Raw genomic sequence first — 16,815 nt, forward strand, 5'->3', positions numbered from 1 at the left:
CCGCCTGCCTGGCACGAACTCGAATCCCACGACTCGCCCCATCTCCGTGCGCCACCCGGTGATGCCTCGACATCGTCCGCTCCCCGCCCCACGCGCTGACACCTCCCCCAGCTCAGGAGCGTCCTGCCTACTCCCAGCCCGCCCTGCCCCGCCCTCACCACCACCAAGGACGGCCGCCACACCAGGTAGCGTCGACTCCTGTGGAACAGGAGTTCGACCTCTTCGGCGCCCCCGCGTCTGCTGACGCTGTCCGGAAGGCGCGGGCGAACACGCCTCTAGCGGTCAGGATGCGGCCCGCCACCCTCGATGAGGTCCTAGGCCAAGACCATCTCCTCGGTCCCGGCGCCCCCTTGCGCCGCCTCGTCGAAGGCGCTGCCCCCGCGTCGATTCTTCTCTACGGCCCACCTGGCACCGGTAAGACAACCCTGGCCACTCTTGTGTCCTCCGCCATCGGTCGGCGCTTCGTGGCGTTGTCAGCGCTATCCGCAGGTGTCAAGGAAGTCCGGGCCGTCATCGATGAGGCGCGTAAGAGGCTGACGCACTCCGGTGAGTCGACCGTCCTGTTCATCGACGAGGTCCACCGCTTCTCCCGCACCCAGCAGGACGCCTTGCTCGGCGCCGTCGAGGACCGCATCGTCCTGCTTGTTGCCGCTACCACCGAGAACCCGTTCTTCTCCGTGGTGTCGCCCCTCTTGTCCCGCTCGCTCGTGCTCCAACTCCAGCCTCTTACCGACACGGACGTTCAGCAGCTCGTCCGCCGCGCGGTCGCTGACGAGCGTGGCCTCAATGCCACCGTCACCCTCGACGACGACGCAGAGGCCCACATCGTCCGTCTAGCCGGTGGCGACGCGCGCAGGGCTCTTACCGCCCTCGAAGCAGCGGCCGACTCAGCGCTAGCGGCCAACGATGGCGCTGTCGACCTCGCCACGGTTGAGGCCACCGTGGACAAAGCCGCCGTGCGGTACGACCGTCAGGGCGACCAGCACTACGACGTCACCTCCGCGTTCATCAAGTCCATCCGCGGTTCCGACGTCGACTCCGCCTTGCATTACCTCGCCCGCATGGTCGAGGCAGGGGAGGACCCCCGGTTCATCGCCCGCCGCCTGGTCGTGCACGCCAGTGAGGACGTCGGCATGGCCGACCCCACCGCGCTCCAGGTGTGCGTGGCCGCCTCGCAGGCCGTCCAGCTCATCGGCATGCCCGAGGCCCGGCTCGCGCTCGCCCAGGCCACCATCCACCTGGCCACCGCGCCCAAGTCCAACGCCGTCATGGTCGCCTTCGACTCCGCGCTCGCCGACGTCCGCTCTGGCGCTACCGGACAGGTCCCGCCCCACCTGCGTGACGGCCACTACGCGGGCGCGAAGAAGCTCGGTAATGCCACCGGCTACCGGTACCCCCACGACGTTCCGGAAGGGGTACTCACCCAGCAGTACCCACCGGACGACCTACGCGGCCGCGACTACTACGAGCCCACGCAGCGCGGCGCGGAACGGCACCTCGCGGACCGCGTGCCCAAGCTGCGGCGGGTCATCCGCGGCGAGTAAACGGGTCGCCCGACACCGCCTCGACCGCACACAATGCCGGGGCGACCGGCACGGTAGCCTGACGATCGAATTCCGGGGTCAGGCCATATGAGGAGGGCTCGTGACAGCAGGGCAGATCGCCGCGCTGGTGGCCGCAGGCGCGTTCGTGCTGCTGGTTGTGCTGCTGGGCATCGTGCTGGCCAAGCTCGGCCGCACGCTCGACGAGGCCACCATCGCCATCCGCAAGGCGCACCAGAACAGCGACCCGCTGTTCACCGGCGCCAACACCACGCTCAACCACGTCAACGCCCAGCTCGAGCGGGTCGACGGCATCACCGCCAACGCGCAGGCCGTCACCGGCAACGTCTCGGCGTTGACCTCGGTGTTCACCGCCACGCTCGGTGGTCCGCTGGTGAAGGCCGCCGCGCTGTCCTACGGCGTCAGCAAGGCCATCCGCGCGCGCCGCAAGGCCAAGGGCGACGAGGGCAAGCACTCCCGTTCCGGCCGCCGCCGCTCCGGTCGCAGGGGAGCCAGGTCATGATCCGCCGCGTCTTCTGGCTCGGCGTCGGTATCGCCGCCGGTGTCGCTCTCAACCGCAAGGTGAAGCAGACCGCGCACGCGGTCACCCCCGCGGGTATCGCGGGCAACCTCGGCGACGCCGTGCACGAGCTCGCTAGCGCTATCGGCGCGTTCGGCGCCGACGTGCGCGCGGGCATGGTGGAGCGCGAAGATGAGCTGGCCGACGCCGTCGAGCGCCGCTCTGGCGTCACCCCCGGCGCGCGAGCGCGTAGGGCGAACGGCTGACTCTGAGGCCGTTCGCCGCGCACCGACCGCCGAACCCCTGACAGCTAGAGGACCCATTCCAGTGCAGACCCACGAGATCCACAGTCGATTCCTGGACCACTTCAAGCGCAACGGGCACACCCAGGTGCCGAGCGCGTCGCTGATCCTCGAGGACCCCAACCTGCTGTTCGTCAACGCGGGCATGGTCCAGTTCAAGCCGTACTTCCTCGGCCAGGCCCCCGCGCCGTGGCCGCGCGCCACCAGCGTGCAGAAGTGCGTGCGCACCGGTGACATCGACGAGGTCGGCAAGACCACCCGGCACAACACGTTCTTCCAGATGGCGGGCAACTTCTCCTTCGGCGACTACTTCAAGGCCGGGGCCATCGAGTTCGCCTGGGAGCTGATCACCAAGAGCGTCGGCGACGGCGGCTACGGGTTCGACCCGGACCGTCTGTGGGCGACTGTCTACAACGACGACGACGAGGCCCTCGAGTTCTGGCGCAAGATCGCCGGGCTGCCCGAGGAGCGCATCCAGCGCCGCGACGGCCTGGACAACTACTGGGACATGGGCGTGCCCGGTCCCGGCGGCCCCTGCTCGGAGATCTACTACGACCGCGGCCCCGAGCACGGCCGTGACGGTGGCCCGGTCGCCGACGAGGACCGCTACCTCGAGATCTGGAACCTCGTCTTCATGCAGGACGAGCGCGGCGAGCTGAGCCCCAAGCAGGGCCACAAGCCGATCGGGTCGCTGCCGACCAAGAACATCGACACCGGCATGGGCATCGAGCGCGTCGCGACCCTGCTCCAGGGCGTCGAGAACGTGTACGAGACCGATCTGGTGCGCCCGGTCATCAGCAAGGCCGAGGAGATGTCGGGCCGCCGCTACGGCTCCGGTAACCCTGTCGACGACGTTCGCTTCCGCGTCATCGCCGACCACGCGCGCAGCGGCATGATGCTGATCGGTGATGGCGTCACCCCCGGCAACGAGGCCCGCGGCTACGTCTTGCGCCGCCTGCTCCGCCGCATCGTCAGGTCTGTCCGGCTGCTCGGCGTGAACGAGCCCGTCTTGGGTGAGTTCGCGGCCGTCGTGCGCGACACCATGTCGCCCTCTTACCCCGAGCTGGCCAAGGACTTCCCGCGCATCGAGTCCGTGATGCGCAAGGAAGAGGAAGCCTTCCTCGCCACCCTCGTCAGCGGGTCGAAGATCTTCGACCTTGCCGCCGAGCAGGTCAAGGCGGACGGCCGCGCGCAACTGCCCGGCGACAAGGCGTTCCAGCTGCACGACACCTACGGCTTCCCGATCGACCTGACCCTGGAGATGGCGGCCGAGAAGGGCCTCACCGTCGACGAGACGGGCTTCCGGGAGCTGATGGCCGAGCAGCGCGCCCGCGCGAAGGCCGACGCCGCGTCCCGCAAGACCGGCCACGGCGACCAGACCGTGTACCGCGACCTCTTGGCGCAGGGGCCCACCGAGTTCCTCGGTTACGAGAACCTGTCCGCTGAGGCCACCGTGCGCGGCTTGGTCCGCGAGGGCGTCCGGGTTCGTAGTGCGTCCGAGGGTGAGATCGTCGAGGTAGTGCTCGACCGCACCCCTCTGTACGCCGAGTCCGGCGGCCAGGAGAGCGACGCGGGCACCATCACCGCCCCTGGGGTGGAGCTGGAGGTCCTCGACGTCCAGAAGGTCGCGCGCAAGCTCTGGGTCCACCAGGTGCGCGTGCGCAGCGGCGAGATCGTCGAAGGCCAGAACGTCGAGGCTCTTGTCGACGCCGAGTGGCGTATCGGCGCGCGCCAGGGGCACTCGGGTACGCACGTCGTGCACGCGGCCCTGCGTGAGGTCCTAGGCCCGACAGCGCTACAGAGCGGCTCTTACAACAAGCCGGGCTACCTGCGCCTCGACTTCGCCTGGGGCAACGCCCTGTCGCCCGAGACGCGCAGCGAGATCGAAGAGGTCTCCAACCTCGCCGTGCGCAAGGACCTGCCCGTTCGCGTGGTCTACACCGACATGGGCGGCGCGCAGGACCTCGGTGCGGTCGCCCTCTTCGGCGAGACCTACGACGAGACAGTGCGTGTCGTCGAGATCGGTGGCCCGTGGTCACGTGAGCTGTGCGGTGGCACCCACGTCGAGCACTCGTCGCAGATCGGCCCGATCACCTTGCTCGGCGAGTCTTCGGTCGGCTCCGGTAGTCGGCGCCTGGAGGCTTACGTCGGCATGGACGCCATGCGCTTCCTGGCCAAGGAACGGGCTCTTGTCCAGAACCTGGCCGCGATGCTCAAGGTGCCTGACGCCGAGGTTCCCGGTCGCGTAGAGGCTCTGATCGACCGCCTTCGCAACGCCGAGAAGGAGTTGGAGAAGCTCCGCGCCGGCCAACTCTTGTCCTCCGCGGGCGACCTCGCCGGTAAGGCCGAGGACATCAACGGGACCGCTCTTGTCGCGTTGAAGGCCCCCAACGGCGTTAGCGGCAACGACCTGCGCACGCTGGCGACCGAGGTGCGCAACCGGCTCGGCACGCGCCCCGGCGTCGTCGCCCTGTTCTCCGTCGACGGGGACAAGGTGAGCTTCGTCGTCGCCACAACCTCTACCGCGCGTGACGCCGGGATCGCTGCGGGCAAGCTCGTGCCGTCGTTCTCCGCCGCGATCGAGGCGCGCGGCGGCGGCAAGCCCGACATGGCGCAGGGTGGCGGTACCAACGCGAACGGTGTCGACGAGGCGGTGAACGCCCTGCGCAGGGCGTTGGGCGGGTCGTGAACCCCAGACCTGATCGGCCCGGGGCCGACGATCCGGGGCGTGGCCGCAGGCTCGCCGTGGACGTCGGCTCCGTCCGCGTCGGCGTCGCCGTGAGCGATCCGACTCCCATTCTGGCCTCTCCGCTCGTTACGCTGTCCCGCGACGAGCGGTCGGGCAGTGACCTCGACCGGCTCACCGAGCTCGTCGCCGAGCACGAGGTGGTCGAAGTGGTGGTCGGGTTGCCGAGGACGCTCGCCGCGCGGCACGGCGTGGCCGCGGAGAGCGCGCACGCGTACGCGCTCGCCCTGGCGGCGAGGATCGCCCCGGTCCCGGTCCGCCTCGCCGACGAACGGTTGACCACCGTCGCCGCCACCAGGATGCTCAGCGACCGCGGCGTCAAGGGCAAGCGACAGCGGGCGGTGGTCGACCAGGCCGCCGCGGTGGAGATCCTGCAGTCGTGGCTCGACGCCCGCTCGGCGGCGCTCGCACGATCTGCGGAGGCGGAATCATGACCGACGAACTCGGCTTCTTCGAGGAAGAGGCGGACGACACCGCCAGACGCAAACCGCGCCGCGACCGCAGGCGCGTCAAGCTCGCGGTGTTCGGCCTGATCGTCCTGGCGCTCATCGGCGGCGGAGTCTGGTACGGGATCCGCATCCTGTCCGGCATCGGCGGGTACGACGACTTCACCGGCGCAGGTGAGGCTGACGTCGTCGTCGAGGTCAAGAGCGGTGACAGCACGGGCATCATCGCCAACCGGCTTAAAGAGGACGGTGTCGTCGCCAGCTCGCGCGCCTTCACCGAGGCCGCGGAGTCGGAGTCGAAGGTCCGCTCGATCCAGCCGGGCTACTACGTCATGCGCACCAAGGTGTCCGGCGCGGACGCGGTCGCCAAGATCGTCAACCCGGCGTCGCGGGTGGGGAACCTGCAGATCAAGGCCGGTACCCAGTTCGACGACGTGGCCAGCGGCGCCAATGTGACACCGGGCGTGTACTCACTGTTGTCGAAGGCTTCATGCGCGCAGCTCAACGGTAAGAGCACCTGTGTTCCGGTCGAAGAGTTGCGCAAGGTAGTGGAAACGGCCGATCTTGCCACGCTCGGTGTCCCTGAGTGGGCCGTGCCGGACGCGTCGAAGTCGCCAGAGCCCAAGCGCAAGCTGGAGGGCCTGATCATGCCGGACGTGTACGAGGTCCGGCCGGGGTCGACCGCCGAGGAGTTGTGGAAGAAGCTCATCGCCGACTCCTCCGCGCTGCTGCAGAGCGTCGGCATGCCCGCGCTGGCCGACACCACCGGGTTCACCCCGTACCAGTTGCTGGTCATGGGTTCCCTGGTCCAGCGCGAGGCCATCGCCGGTGACTTCTCCAAGGTCTCGCGCGTGACGTACAACCGCCTGGCGAAGACCATGAAGCTCGAGTACGACTCCACGGTCAACTACGTCCTCGACCGCCCCGCGATCCGCACCAGGCCCGAGGACCGCGCCAAGTCCGGCCCGTACAACACCTACGCCAACACCGGCCTCCCCCCGACTCCTATCGCCGCCGTGAGCCGTGAGGCCATAGAGGCGGCGGCCAAGCCCGCCGACGGCACCTGGATCTTCTTCGTCCGCTGCCAGAAGGACGGCACGTCGTGCTTCGCGAACACGCTCGACGAGCACAACGCGAACATCGCCCTAGCCCAGCGCAATGAGGCGTACTGACATCCGACGGGCAGCCGTCCTCGGTTCGCCTGTCGCGCACTCCCTGTCCCCAGTCCTGCACGAAGCCGCGTTCGAGGCCCTGGGCCTACCGTGGACCTACACCCGCATCGAATGCGATGCAGAACGCCTGCCCGCCTTGGTGTCCTCTTTGGACGACGACTGGGTAGGTCTATCGGTAACGATGCCCGGCAAGCGCGCCGCGTTGTCTTACGCCACAACAGCTACCCCGCGCGCTGTGGCGGTAGGCGCCGCCAACACCCTTGTTCGCGCTGATGGTGGCTGGCTGGCCGACTGCACGGACGTCGATGGTGTTACCGGCGCCCTCCGCGCGGCTGGCTTCACCGGCGGTTCCCTAGGCGTAGTACTAGGTGCGGGCGGCACAGCTTGCGCGGCACTAGCGGCCTTTGTAGACCTAGGAATCACTTCCGCCGTGGTCGTAGTCCGCGACCTCTCCCGCGCCACCGAAGCAACCGACTGCGCCGCACGCCTGGGCTTGCCCCTGGAAGTCTCCCTCTGGTCCACCACAGACTTCGCCACACTCGCTTCATCCGCCGCGGTCCTGGTGAACACCGTCCCCCCCGCCGCCACCGAGCCCCTAGCCCCCACCCTGGCCCCGGCGCGCCACCTACTGGACGTCATCTACCACCCCTGGCCAACCCCCTTGGCCACCGCGGTATCCGCCGCCGGAGGAGCCGTCACCACCGGCCTGGACATGCTCCTACACCAGGCTTTCGGCCAGGTAACCCACTTCACCGGCCACCCCCCCCCCCGTCCCCCCATGCGCCAAGCCCTCTCTGCGGCAACCGGCGGCCTCCACCCCCTCCCCATCTGACTATCCACAACGCCCCAACCCATCCACACCCCCGCATTACCTATTCCCTCCACCCCTCCCCACCCGGAAGACTGGGAAAACGGGGGCTGCTCAGAACGCCACAGCACACCCCCGTCAATTCCGTCAACCAACCTATCCCCACCGTATTGAGTGACTGCGGCTCGAACTCCACCCTCGCTACCTTGGAAAGCGAAGGGAGTTCCTCATGCCAACCCAGTCACTGTTCTCATTCCACCTCACGCCTTCGGCCTCGCCGCCGACACGCCTTCCCGCGCTGGCCGCCTTGCTCGCCGCCACCGCGCTGTGTCTGCCGCTTCCCGCGCTGTTCCACGGGATCGCTCTGTCCACAGTGGCCGCCATCGCGGGCTACGCCATCGGCGCCGCGGTTCGCCTGCTGGTGCCCGAGTACGCGGTCCCCGCCCGCTGGATCGAACTGCCCACCGCCGCCCTCTTGTCCATCCTTGCCGCTACTTGGTCCGCAGGCATCATCCCTGGGTGGTGGCTCCCCGCGATCGCTTTCCTGGCAACACTATCCGTACCTCTGGCCGTCATAGACCTACTCCACCAACGCCTACCCAACCGCTTGACCCTGCCCGCCTTCCCGCTGGCTGTAGCCCTGTTTATCCCCGCCGCCCTGTCCACCCCCAACCCCCTGCTCCAAGACGCTCTCACCGGCGCCATCCTCGCGACCGCCTTCTTCGCCCTCGTCACATCGCTCAACCCCAGCGCCCTAGGCATGGGCGACGTCAAACTAGCCCCCATCCTCGGCCTGTACCTGGGCCCTGGCGGCCCCCTGTCGCTGATCCTGGCCCCGCTACTTGCCTCGGCCATAACCCTGTCCCTGCACCTACTTCGACACCCCGCCTGGCACGCCAGGATCCCCTTCGCCCCCGGTCTGCTAGCCGCCACCTTCGCGCTCTTCCCCTTATCCGTCAGCTGAACTCGTCGACTGCTAGCGCGAGACAGGAGCGGCAGGCCCAGTCCCGGAGTGGGACCAGACCTGCCGCGGAGAGAGAGGAGGGCTAGGTCAGGCGTTGTGACCAGAAGGGTGGAGTTCGACCAGACCGGTGAGGGATTGGGGGAGTGGGCCTTGGTGGAGGACGCCTAGGCGTTGGGTCGCGCGGGTCAGGGCTACGTAGAGCTCTGCTGCGCCGCGGGGGCCGTCGGACAGGATGTGGTCGGGTTCTACGACGAGGACGGCGTCGAACTCGAGGCCCTTGGTTTCCGAGGCGGGTACTACGCCGGGGATTCCCGGGGGGCCGATGACGATGCTGGTGCCCTCGCGGGTGGACTCGTCGCGGATGAAGTCGTCGATGGCGGCGGCCAGTCCGTCCGGGGTCACCTGGCGCGACCACGGGGCCACACCGCAGGCGCGGACCGACTCCGGGGGGTGGACGGTGGGGGCGAAGTCGGCGAGGACGGCGGCGGCCACGGTCATGATCTCGGCCGGGGTGCGGTAGTTGACCGTCAGCGACCGGTACTTCCACCGGTCCGGTACGTACGGGTCCAGCATCGTGCCCCACGACCGGGCACCGGCCTCGGTCCGGCGCTGGGCCAGGTCGCCGACGACGGTGAACGAACGGCCGGGGCAGCGGCGCATCAGCACCCGCCAGTCCATTTCGGACAGTTCCTGGGCCTCGTCGACCACCACGTGCCGGTAGGTCCAGTCGCGGTCGGCGGCGGCGCGTTCGGCGAGTTCGCGGGTGTCGCGTTCCTCGAAGCGCTCCGCCAGGTCCTCGGCGTACAACAAGTCCGTGGCGTACAGGTGGTCCTCGTCGTCCATCGAGTCCGCGCGGCCGTGCATGCTGTCCAGGACGGCCGCCGCGTACTGGGCCTGGGCCTTGCGCTCGCGTTCCGCGGCCTGGTCGATCGCCTGGTCGCGGCCGAGCAGGTCCACCAACTCGTCCAGCAGCGGCACGTCCGACACTGTCCACGCGTCACCGTCGACGCGGGCCAGCACCGGATCGCCGCCTGCCGCGCGCAGGCGGTCGGGAGAGGAGAACAGCGAGCCCAACAGGCTCTCCGGCGTCAGCGTCGGCCACAGGTCGTCGAGGGTGGCGGTGAACTTGTCGTCGTCGGCGAGGTCCTTGAGCAGCTCCACGCGCGTCTGCTCCCAGCCCTCGCGGTCCGACCGGTTCAACCAGCCCTTGCTGATCCGGCCGATCGCCCGCTCGGTGAGCACGTACGTGATGATCTCGGCGAACACCGCGCGGGCCTCGTTGTGCGGGCGCCCGCTGGCGCGCGCCTCGTCCCTGGCCCATTCGGCGGTCTCGGCGTCGATCCGCAGCGCGACCCCACCCAGCTCGATCGGCACCGGGTCCGCGGGCAGCTGCTGGCGTTCGGCGACCGCGGCGGCGAGCACGTCGAGGATCTTCAGCGAGCCCTTGAGCCGCGCCACCTCCGGCGTGTCCTCCGCGGTGACCCGCAGACCGGGCACCAGGTCGCCGGTCGTCATGAACACCACGTCCGACTCGCCGAGCGACGGCAGGACGCGGCTGATGTGGTTGAGGAACGCCGGGTTCGGGCCGACCACGAGCACGCCGTGGCGCTCCATCCGCTCCCGCTGCGTGTAGAGCAGGTACGCGACCCGGTGCAGCGCCACCACGGTCTTGCCGGTGCCGGGGCCGCCCTCGATCACCAGTACGCCGGGGTGGTCGAGCCGGATGATCTCGTCCTGCTCGGCCTGGATGGTCGCCACGATGTCGCGCATCCCGGGCCCGCGCGGCGCGTTGACCGCCGCGAGCAGCGCCGCGTCACCCCGCGCGTCGCCGTCCGGGCGGCCGAGCACCTCGTCGGTGAAGTCGACCACCACCCGGCCGCGCGAGTGGAACTGGCGCCGCCGCCGCATGTTCTCTGGGAACGCGGCCGTCGCCACGTAGAACGCGCGCGACGCGGGTGCCCGCCAGTCCAGCAGCACCGGCTCGTAGTCGTTCTCCTCGTCGAACAACCCGATCCGGCCGATGTACGAGCTCTCACCAGACAGCGTGTCCAACCGGCCGAAGCACAACCCGGTGTCCGCGACGTCGAGCCGCCGCATCTCCCTGGCCGAGGCCCGCACCTGGTCGTCGCGCTCCAGGTGCGTGCCCCCGGTCCCGCGCAGCGCGGACGTGTACTCCCGCCGCACCCGAGCCCGCTCGGCGTCGAGCCGGGTGTACAGCTCCGCCACGTAGCCCCGTTCGGACCGCAATTCCTCTTCATACCCCTGAGTTGACACAGGCCCCTCACAGTGCTTAAGCTGAGTGCAGATCCAGCGTGTTCTCCTTCATTTCCCGGAGAACGCGCTAATTTTTTATTGTCCCCCGGGTGTCAAGCCGGGTGGCGGCTCCCCGTGCCCGCCCCAGTCTCCACGGCCCCGGCGGACCACGCGCCACGGGACGCCGCACCACGGGGGATGACTCAGCGTGATAGATCGCGAAGCATGAGGAACCGCGAAGCATGAGCAACGACGAGACCGTCGCCCGCGCGGTGCTGAACAGCGACGCGGACCCCGCTTCCGCCTGGCCCTCCGAGCACGACGTCGACTGGCGCGGTGTCGGCAGCTGGCGCGGTCGGGACATGGCCGTCGTCGCGATCGCCCGCTGGACCGGCCTCGGTGTCCGGTGCGACCTGCACGCGTTCCACCGCATGGGCGACGAATGGTGGCCCGCGGCCGCCGCGGGTGGCGTCGTCGTCGACCCGGTGATCCCCGCACACGGCGTCGGCTGGTTCTACGAGCAGCGGGTCGCCATCGGCGAGGATAGCGACCAACTCCAGACCCGCGCGGGCATAGCCGCTCCCGACGTCACCGCCGTCGTGATGGGCACCGAGACCTTCCGCCCCGCCGGCACCACCAGGCTCGTCCTGCCCACCGCCCTGGTCGACGACTTCACCGAACCCCGCGTGGTGTGATCGGCTACTGCCCGAGGTAGTCCGGCTTCGCCACGACCTCGTCGTCCGGCCCGTACACGCCGGTGTCGAGTTCCAGCCCGGCGCCGCCCCTCTCCGCGTAGACCCCGGAGAAGTGGACCGGCTCCCGGTCCGCCACCCGGAACACGACGGCCACCGCCCGCCGGTCGACGCCCGGGATCGTGATGGCGAAGTCGCACGTCACGTCGCCGACCCGCTCCCCGCGCCCCAACGTGCCGGTGTAGGTGCGCTTGACCGAGTCCCGGTAGGACACGGTGACCGTGACCGGCGCCCCGCCCGTGATGTCCGCGTAGCGCGGGCCCTTGCCCGCGCAGCCCTGGTCCCCCTCGGCGAACTCGTTGCTGTACAGCGAAAGCGTCGCGTGCAGTTCTTGCGGCCCGGAGTCCTCCAGGGTGGACACCCACACGATGATCCCCCCGATGACCGCCGCGATGGCGAGGCAGGCGCCCACGAGGAGCCGCCGCTTGCGGTTGGGTGTGCCGGAGGTCGCCTGCTTCGCCACCCTCCGGGCCTGGAGTTCGGGGTCGCCGATCAGGGCCGCGAGCAGCCGGGGGTCGAGGTCGGCGAACGGCGCGGTGCGGTGGGCGAGCGTGGTCACGCTGGGGATTCGCGGCCCGGGTTCCGGTCGTTACCGGACGTCGGCGTGTCAGGTGCCACTCAGGAGTTGCCGAGTTCCAGGTGGACGTTGCCGGTGCGGGCGTCCTGCTCGGAGAACGTGATCTTGCCCCGGTGCGACACCTCGACACCCAGGGTGCGCACCCCGATCGGCACTCCCCGCACGGTGAACGCGAACTCGCACTCGCCGTCGCCCAGGTGCCCCTTGCCCAGGACCCCCGCGGCCAGCACCCGGTCGCCGTCGTAGATCGTCACGGTGGTGCCGGTGGCGATGTCGGTATAGCCGCCGTTGCCCGCGCAGCCCTGGGCGTGGGCGTCGAAGTCGTCGTCGTAGAGGGTGAAGGTGCCGCGGACGTCGAACGTGGTGGGGGCCGGGGGCGGCTCGTTCGCCGACGCCACCCAGGCGAGGCCGCCGCCGAGGGTGGCGCAGAGCGCGACGAAGGTGGCCGCGACGAGCCCCTGCCGGGACCGGCGGGGACGCGTTCCGCGGACCAGCGGGACGACTGCGGACACCTCGGAGAGCACGTCCTCGCGCACCACGGCACCCGAGGGCACCGGGTCACCCCAGAGCACCGCGTCGGCCAAAGGCGCCAAGGGCGCCGAAGGCACTGCGGGGACCGCCGGTATCGGAGCGTCACCGGGCAGCCGCGCCACCTGGGTCGAGTCGAGGACGAACCCCTCCCACGGTGCGAATGGGCGCGGGTCGCCCTCGGACGCGGTCATGCCCGGGGCGTCGTGTCGACATTCCTCCGTGTTACCGGCGGTCGGAGCGGAATTGATCTCGGCGCCCACAGTCGTGGTCCCGGGAAATCTCGAGGAATGCGGAATCCCTTTCGGCAGCCGCGCCCGGACAAGCTGTTCCGACCAGCGGACACCCAGGTCGGGCGAGTGGCGGGACTCACGCCCCCATTGGGCGATTGGCCGGACGCGGGGGAGTGGGGGAGTCATGACAGGATCTCGGACGTGCTGCGTTGGATAACCGCTGGAGAGTCGCACGGGCCCGCGTTGGTCGCCGTGCTGGAAGGCATGGTGGCCGGTGTCGAGGTCACCACGGCCGACCTCAACGGGCAGTTGGCCCGCCGCAGGTTGGGGTTCGGGCGGAGCCCGCGGATGGGCTTCGAGACCGACGACGTCGAGTTCCTCGGCGGGGTCCGGCACGGCCTGACCCAGGGCGGCCCGATCGCGGTGAAGATCGACAACGCCGAGTGGCCCAAGTGGGAGCAGGTCATGTCCGCCGACCCGGTGGACCCCGCCGAGCTCGCGGCCCTCGGCCGCAACGAGCCGCTGACCCGCCCCCGGCCCGGTCACGCCGACCTGCCCGGCATGCAGAAGTACGACTTCGACGAGGCCCGCCCGGTCCTGGAGCGCGCCAGCGCCCGTGAGACCGCCGGTCGCACCGCCCTGGGCACCGTGGCGCGCGCGTTCCTGCGCCAGCTGCTCGGTGTCGAGGTGGTCAGCCACGTCGTGTCCATCGGTAAGGCCGTCGCCCCCGACGGCCCCGCGCCCGGCCCCGGCGACCTCGACGCGGTCGACGAGAGCCCGGTGCGCGCGTTCAGCCAGGCCGGGACCGACGCGATGGTCGCCGAGGTGGAGGCCGTCAAGAAGGCGGGTGACACCGTCGGCGGTGTCATCGAGGTCATCGCCTACGGCCTGCCGCCGGGCCTCGGCTCGCACGTGCACTGGGACCGCAGGCTCGACGCGCGGCTCGCGGGCGCGCTGATGGGCGTGCAGGCGATGAAGGGCGTCGAGATCGGCGACGGCTTCACCACCGCGCAGCGCTGGGGCAGCGAGGCGCACGACGAGATCGACCGCGCCGAGGGGACGGTCACCGGGGTCACCCGGCGCAGCAACCGCGCGGGCGGCCTGGAGGGCGGCATCACCAACGGCGAGCCGCTGCGCGCCAGGGTCGCCATGAAGCCCATCTCCACCGTGCCCCGCGCGCTGTCCACAGTGGACGTCGTGACCGGCGAGCCCGCCGTCGCCATCCACCAGCGCTCCGACGTGTGCGCGGTGCCCAGGGCGGGCGTCGTGCTGGAGTCCGTGGTGGCCCTGGTGCTGGCCGAGGCGGCGCTGGAGAAGTTCGGCGGCGACTCGCTCGGCGAGACCAAGCGCAACGTCGAGGGGTACCTCGAGGCGCTGCGCGGTCGCTGGTGAGCCCGGTCGCGGTCGTCGTCGGTCCGCCGGGCGCGGGCAAGACGACCATCGGCGAGGGCCTGGCCGCCGCGCTCGGGGTCGCCTTCCGCGACACCGACGCCGACGTCGAGGCCACCGCGGGCAAGTCGATCGCCGACATCTTCACCCAGGACGGTGAAGCCGTGTTCCGCGCTGCCGAGGCGGAAGCCGTGGCGACCGCGCTGGTCGAGCACGACGGCGTCCTGGCCCTCGGCGGCGGCGCGGTCCTGGCCGAGGGCACCCGTGCTCTGCTGGCCGGGCACACCGTGGTGTTCCTCAACGTCGGCATGGCCGAGGGCGTGCGGCGCACCGGGTTGTCCACCGCGCGGCCGCTGCTGGCCGGGGTGAACCCGCGGGCGAGGTTCAAGGAGTTGCTCGACCAGCGCCTCCCGATCTACCGCGAGGTCGCCACCATCGAGGTGGCCACCGACCACGCGGAGCCGGAGCAGATCATCGACGGCCTGGTGGCGAACCTGGCCGGGGCAGCACAAGACTGAGCACCAGCGGAGGATCTCGGTGAGTACCGGTGTCGGCGAGCAGCCGTGGCGGATCAGGGTGGCCACCAGCGCGCCCTACGACGTGGTCATCGGCACGGGGCTGCTCGGTGACCTGGTCGAGGCGGTGCGCGGCGCCTCCAAGGTCGCCGTCATCCACACCGCCACCCTGGCCGCGACGGCCACCGCGACCCGCGACGAGCTGACCGCGGCCGGGATCGACGCGCACACCGTCGAGATCCCCGACGCCGAGGACGGCAAGGCCCTCTCGGTCGCCGCGTTCTGCTGGGAGGTCCTCGGCCGGATGGGCATGGACCGCCAGGGCGCGATCGTGGCCATCGGCGGCGGCGCGGTCACCGACCTGGCCGGGTTCGTCGCCGCGACCTGGATGCGCGGCATCCGCCTGGTCAACGTGCCCACCACGCTGCTCGGCATGGTCGACGCCGCGGTGGGCGGCAAGACCGGCATCAACACCGACGCGGGCAAGAACCTGGTCGGCGCCATCCACGAGCCCTCCGCCGTGCTGGTCGACCTGGCCACCCTCACCACCCTGCCGCGCCACGAGCTGGTGGCGGGCATGGCCGAGGTCATCAAGGGCGGTTTCATCGCCGACCCGGTGATCCTCGACCTGATCGAGGCCGACCCGGCCGCCGCGCTCGACCCGACCGGCCCCGTGCTGCCCGAGCTGGTCCGCCGCAAGATCCAGGTCAAGGCCGACATCGTCGCGTCCGACCTGCGCGAGGCGAGCCTGCGCGAGGTGCTCAACTACGGCCACACCCTCGCCCACGCCATCGAGCGCCGCGAGCGGTACCGGTGGCGCCACGGCGCGGCGGTCAGCGTGGGCCTGGTGTTCGTCGCCGAGCTGGCCCGCCTCGCCGGTCGCCTCGACGACGCCACCGCCGACCGGCACCGCGCGATCCTCGCCTCGGTCGGCCTGCCGGTCAGCTACGACGCCGACGCGCTGCCGCAGCTCATCGAGGGCATGCTCAGCGACAAGAAGACCAAGTCCGGGGTACTGCGGTTCGTCGTCCTCGACGGCCTGGCCAAGCCCGCGCGGCTGGAAGGCCCCGACCCGGCCCTGCTGGCCGCCGCCTACTCCGCCGTCGCCGCCGACAGCGGCCGGAGCACGGGGGTGCTGCTGTGAACGTCCTGGTCCTCAACGGCCCCAACCTGGGCAGGCTCGGCCTGCGCGAACCCGAGGTCTACGGCAGCACCACGCACGCCCAGCTCGCCGACCGCTGCCGCGCCACCGGCACCGACCTCGGCCTCGACGTCGAGGTCCGCCAGACCGACACCGAGGGCGAGATGATCGCCTGGCTGCACGAGGCCGCCGACGCCGGGTACCCGGTGGTCCTCAACGCCGCCGCCTGGACCCACTACTCCATCGCCATCCGCGACGCCGTGGCCCAACTGACCGCCCCGCTGGTCGAGGTCCACATCTCGAACGTCCACAAGCGCGAGGACTTCCGGGCGCACAGCCACATCTCCGCCCTGGCCTCCGGCATCATCGTCGGCCTCGGCGTCGACGGCTACCTGCTGGCCCTGCGCTGGATCGCCGACAACGCCACCCGCTCGGCCTGACCTAGTCGGCTCTGGGCCGCGGGGACGGACGGGGTGGGATGACCCGGTGTGGCTGTTCCTCGTCCGCGGGCGGGTCCGTGCGGCGGTCGAGTCTTGGGCCGACGACGAGGCCGACTCCGGCGGGGACGAGGACCACCAGCGCGGTGAACGCCGCCCCGCCCGTCAGCGCCGAGCCGAGGGCGCTGACCCCCGTCTGGTCGACCAACGCGCCCCGCCCCACCACCGTCAGCACGGCCGAGCCCCAGCCCGCCACCAACGCCGCCAGCACCCACGTCCGACCCCGGTCCGGCAACCCCCGCCACCCGTCCACCGCCGCCCACACCGCGGCCGCCGCGACCAGTGAGCCCAAGGCCAGGGCCTGCACGGTCGTCCACCCCGTCGGGTCCGCCGCCCTGAGGGTCGCGACGGTCACGGCGGCCGCCGCGTGCACGACGGCGAGGACCGCGCCTCGGGTCAGCCAGGTTCGCATTACCCAAGGGTAGGGGTGG

The 16,815-nt window shown here is 70.6% G+C and carries 17 protein-coding genes; 13 read left to right on the forward strand and 4 right to left on the reverse strand.

Going from position 1 to position 16,815, the window contains the following annotated elements; translation table 11 throughout:
* Positions 1 to 200 precede the first annotated feature (200 nt).
* From CLV68_RS25275 to CLV68_RS25310, 8 genes are all read left to right on the forward strand, one after another.
* Positions 201 to 1,544 carry a replication-associated recombination protein A gene (locus CLV68_RS25275; protein ID WP_121393333.1) on the forward strand — a complete coding sequence of 448 codons (1,344 nt, stop codon included), beginning with the start codon at positions 201 to 203 and terminating at the stop codon, positions 1,542 to 1,544.
* Positions 1,545 to 1,644: 100 nt separating this feature from the next.
* Complete coding sequence (locus tag CLV68_RS25280; RefSeq protein WP_121393334.1) at positions 1,645 to 2,064, forward strand: DUF948 domain-containing protein; 420 nt, start codon at positions 1,645 to 1,647, stop codon at positions 2,062 to 2,064.
* Positions 2,061 to 2,327: a hypothetical protein gene (locus tag CLV68_RS25285; protein WP_425454876.1), complete on the forward strand. Its 267-nt coding sequence runs from the start codon at positions 2,061 to 2,063 to the stop codon at positions 2,325 to 2,327. The genes CLV68_RS25280 and CLV68_RS25285 overlap by 4 nt, the downstream gene beginning before the upstream one ends.
* Positions 2,328 to 2,388: 61 nt before the next feature.
* On the forward strand, positions 2,389 to 5,052 hold the full coding sequence (gene alaS / locus CLV68_RS25290; protein WP_121393335.1) for an alanine--tRNA ligase: 2,664 nt from the start codon (positions 2,389 to 2,391) through the stop codon (positions 5,050 to 5,052).
* Positions 5,049 to 5,543, forward strand: a complete 495-nt coding sequence (ruvX, locus tag CLV68_RS25295) for a Holliday junction resolvase RuvX (RefSeq protein ID WP_121393336.1) — start codon at positions 5,049 to 5,051, stop codon at positions 5,541 to 5,543. The genes alaS and ruvX overlap by 4 nt, the downstream gene beginning before the upstream one ends.
* On the forward strand, positions 5,540 to 6,727 hold the full coding sequence (gene mltG / locus CLV68_RS25300) for an endolytic transglycosylase MltG (RefSeq protein WP_121393337.1): 1,188 nt from the start codon (positions 5,540 to 5,542) through the stop codon (positions 6,725 to 6,727). Before ruvX ends, mltG begins: the two co-directional genes overlap by 4 nt.
* On the forward strand, positions 6,714 to 7,559 hold the full coding sequence (locus tag CLV68_RS25305) for a shikimate dehydrogenase (protein ID WP_121393338.1): 846 nt from the start codon (positions 6,714 to 6,716) through the stop codon (positions 7,557 to 7,559). Before mltG ends, CLV68_RS25305 begins: the two co-directional genes overlap by 14 nt.
* A gap of 205 nt (positions 7,560 to 7,764) precedes the next feature.
* Positions 7,765 to 8,499 (forward strand): prepilin peptidase, encoded by a 735-nt coding sequence (locus CLV68_RS25310; protein WP_121393339.1) that lies wholly within the window; start codon positions 7,765 to 7,767, stop codon positions 8,497 to 8,499.
* 87 nt (positions 8,500 to 8,586) lie between these two features.
* On the opposite strand, the gene helR is transcribed toward CLV68_RS25310, so the two are convergent.
* Positions 8,587 to 10,773 carry an RNA polymerase recycling motor ATPase HelR gene (helR, locus tag CLV68_RS25315; protein ID WP_211346754.1) on the reverse strand — a complete coding sequence of 729 codons (2,187 nt, stop codon included), beginning with the start codon at positions 10,771 to 10,773 and terminating at the stop codon, positions 8,587 to 8,589.
* A gap of 221 nt (positions 10,774 to 10,994) precedes the next feature.
* Here helR and CLV68_RS25320 point away from each other — a divergent pair, with 221 nt between their 5' ends.
* Entirely contained in the window at positions 10,995 to 11,447 is a 453-nt protein-coding gene (locus CLV68_RS25320; protein ID WP_121393341.1) for a hypothetical protein, read from the forward strand.
* A gap of 4 nt (positions 11,448 to 11,451) precedes the next feature.
* Here CLV68_RS25320 and CLV68_RS25325 read toward each other — a convergent pair whose 3' ends face one another.
* Positions 11,452 to 12,063 (reverse strand): hypothetical protein, encoded by a 612-nt coding sequence (locus CLV68_RS25325; protein WP_121393342.1) that lies wholly within the window; start codon positions 12,061 to 12,063, stop codon positions 11,452 to 11,454.
* A gap of 59 nt (positions 12,064 to 12,122) precedes the next feature.
* The gene (locus tag CLV68_RS25330; protein ID WP_121393343.1) at positions 12,123 to 12,803 is read right to left on the reverse strand and encodes a hypothetical protein; all 681 of its coding nucleotides are present in this window, start codon (positions 12,801 to 12,803) and stop codon (positions 12,123 to 12,125) included.
* A gap of 240 nt (positions 12,804 to 13,043) precedes the next feature.
* On the opposite strand from CLV68_RS25330, the gene aroC reads away from it, so the two are divergent.
* Genes aroC through aroQ form a run of 4 tightly spaced genes read left to right on the forward strand, consistent with a single transcriptional unit; the run spans position 13,044 to position 16,327 of the window.
* On the forward strand, positions 13,044 to 14,234 hold the full coding sequence (gene aroC, locus CLV68_RS25335; protein WP_121393344.1) for a chorismate synthase: 1,191 nt from the start codon (positions 13,044 to 13,046) through the stop codon (positions 14,232 to 14,234).
* The gene (locus CLV68_RS25340; protein WP_121393345.1) at positions 14,231 to 14,749 is read left to right on the forward strand and encodes a shikimate kinase; all 519 of its coding nucleotides are present in this window, start codon (positions 14,231 to 14,233) and stop codon (positions 14,747 to 14,749) included. The genes aroC and CLV68_RS25340 overlap by 4 nt, the downstream gene beginning before the upstream one ends.
* Positions 14,750 to 14,768: 19 nt before the next feature.
* Positions 14,769 to 15,890, forward strand: coding sequence for a 3-dehydroquinate synthase (aroB, locus tag CLV68_RS25345; RefSeq protein ID WP_121393346.1), 1,122 nt, complete (start codon positions 14,769 to 14,771; stop codon positions 15,888 to 15,890).
* The gene (aroQ, locus tag CLV68_RS25350; protein WP_121393347.1) at positions 15,887 to 16,327 is read left to right on the forward strand and encodes a type II 3-dehydroquinate dehydratase; all 441 of its coding nucleotides are present in this window, start codon (positions 15,887 to 15,889) and stop codon (positions 16,325 to 16,327) included. Before aroB ends, aroQ begins: the two co-directional genes overlap by 4 nt.
* A 1-nt stretch (position 16,328) precedes the next feature.
* On the opposite strand, the gene CLV68_RS25355 is transcribed toward aroQ, so the two are convergent.
* Complete coding sequence (locus tag CLV68_RS25355) at positions 16,329 to 16,796, reverse strand: B-4DMT family transporter (RefSeq protein ID WP_121393348.1); 468 nt, start codon at positions 16,794 to 16,796, stop codon at positions 16,329 to 16,331.
* Positions 16,797 to 16,815 lie beyond the last annotated feature (19 nt).

It is taken from the genome of Actinokineospora cianjurensis, from assembly GCF_003663795.1.
In the GTDB taxonomy this organism is placed as follows: Bacteria; Actinomycetota; Actinomycetes; order Mycobacteriales; family Pseudonocardiaceae; genus Actinokineospora; species Actinokineospora terrae.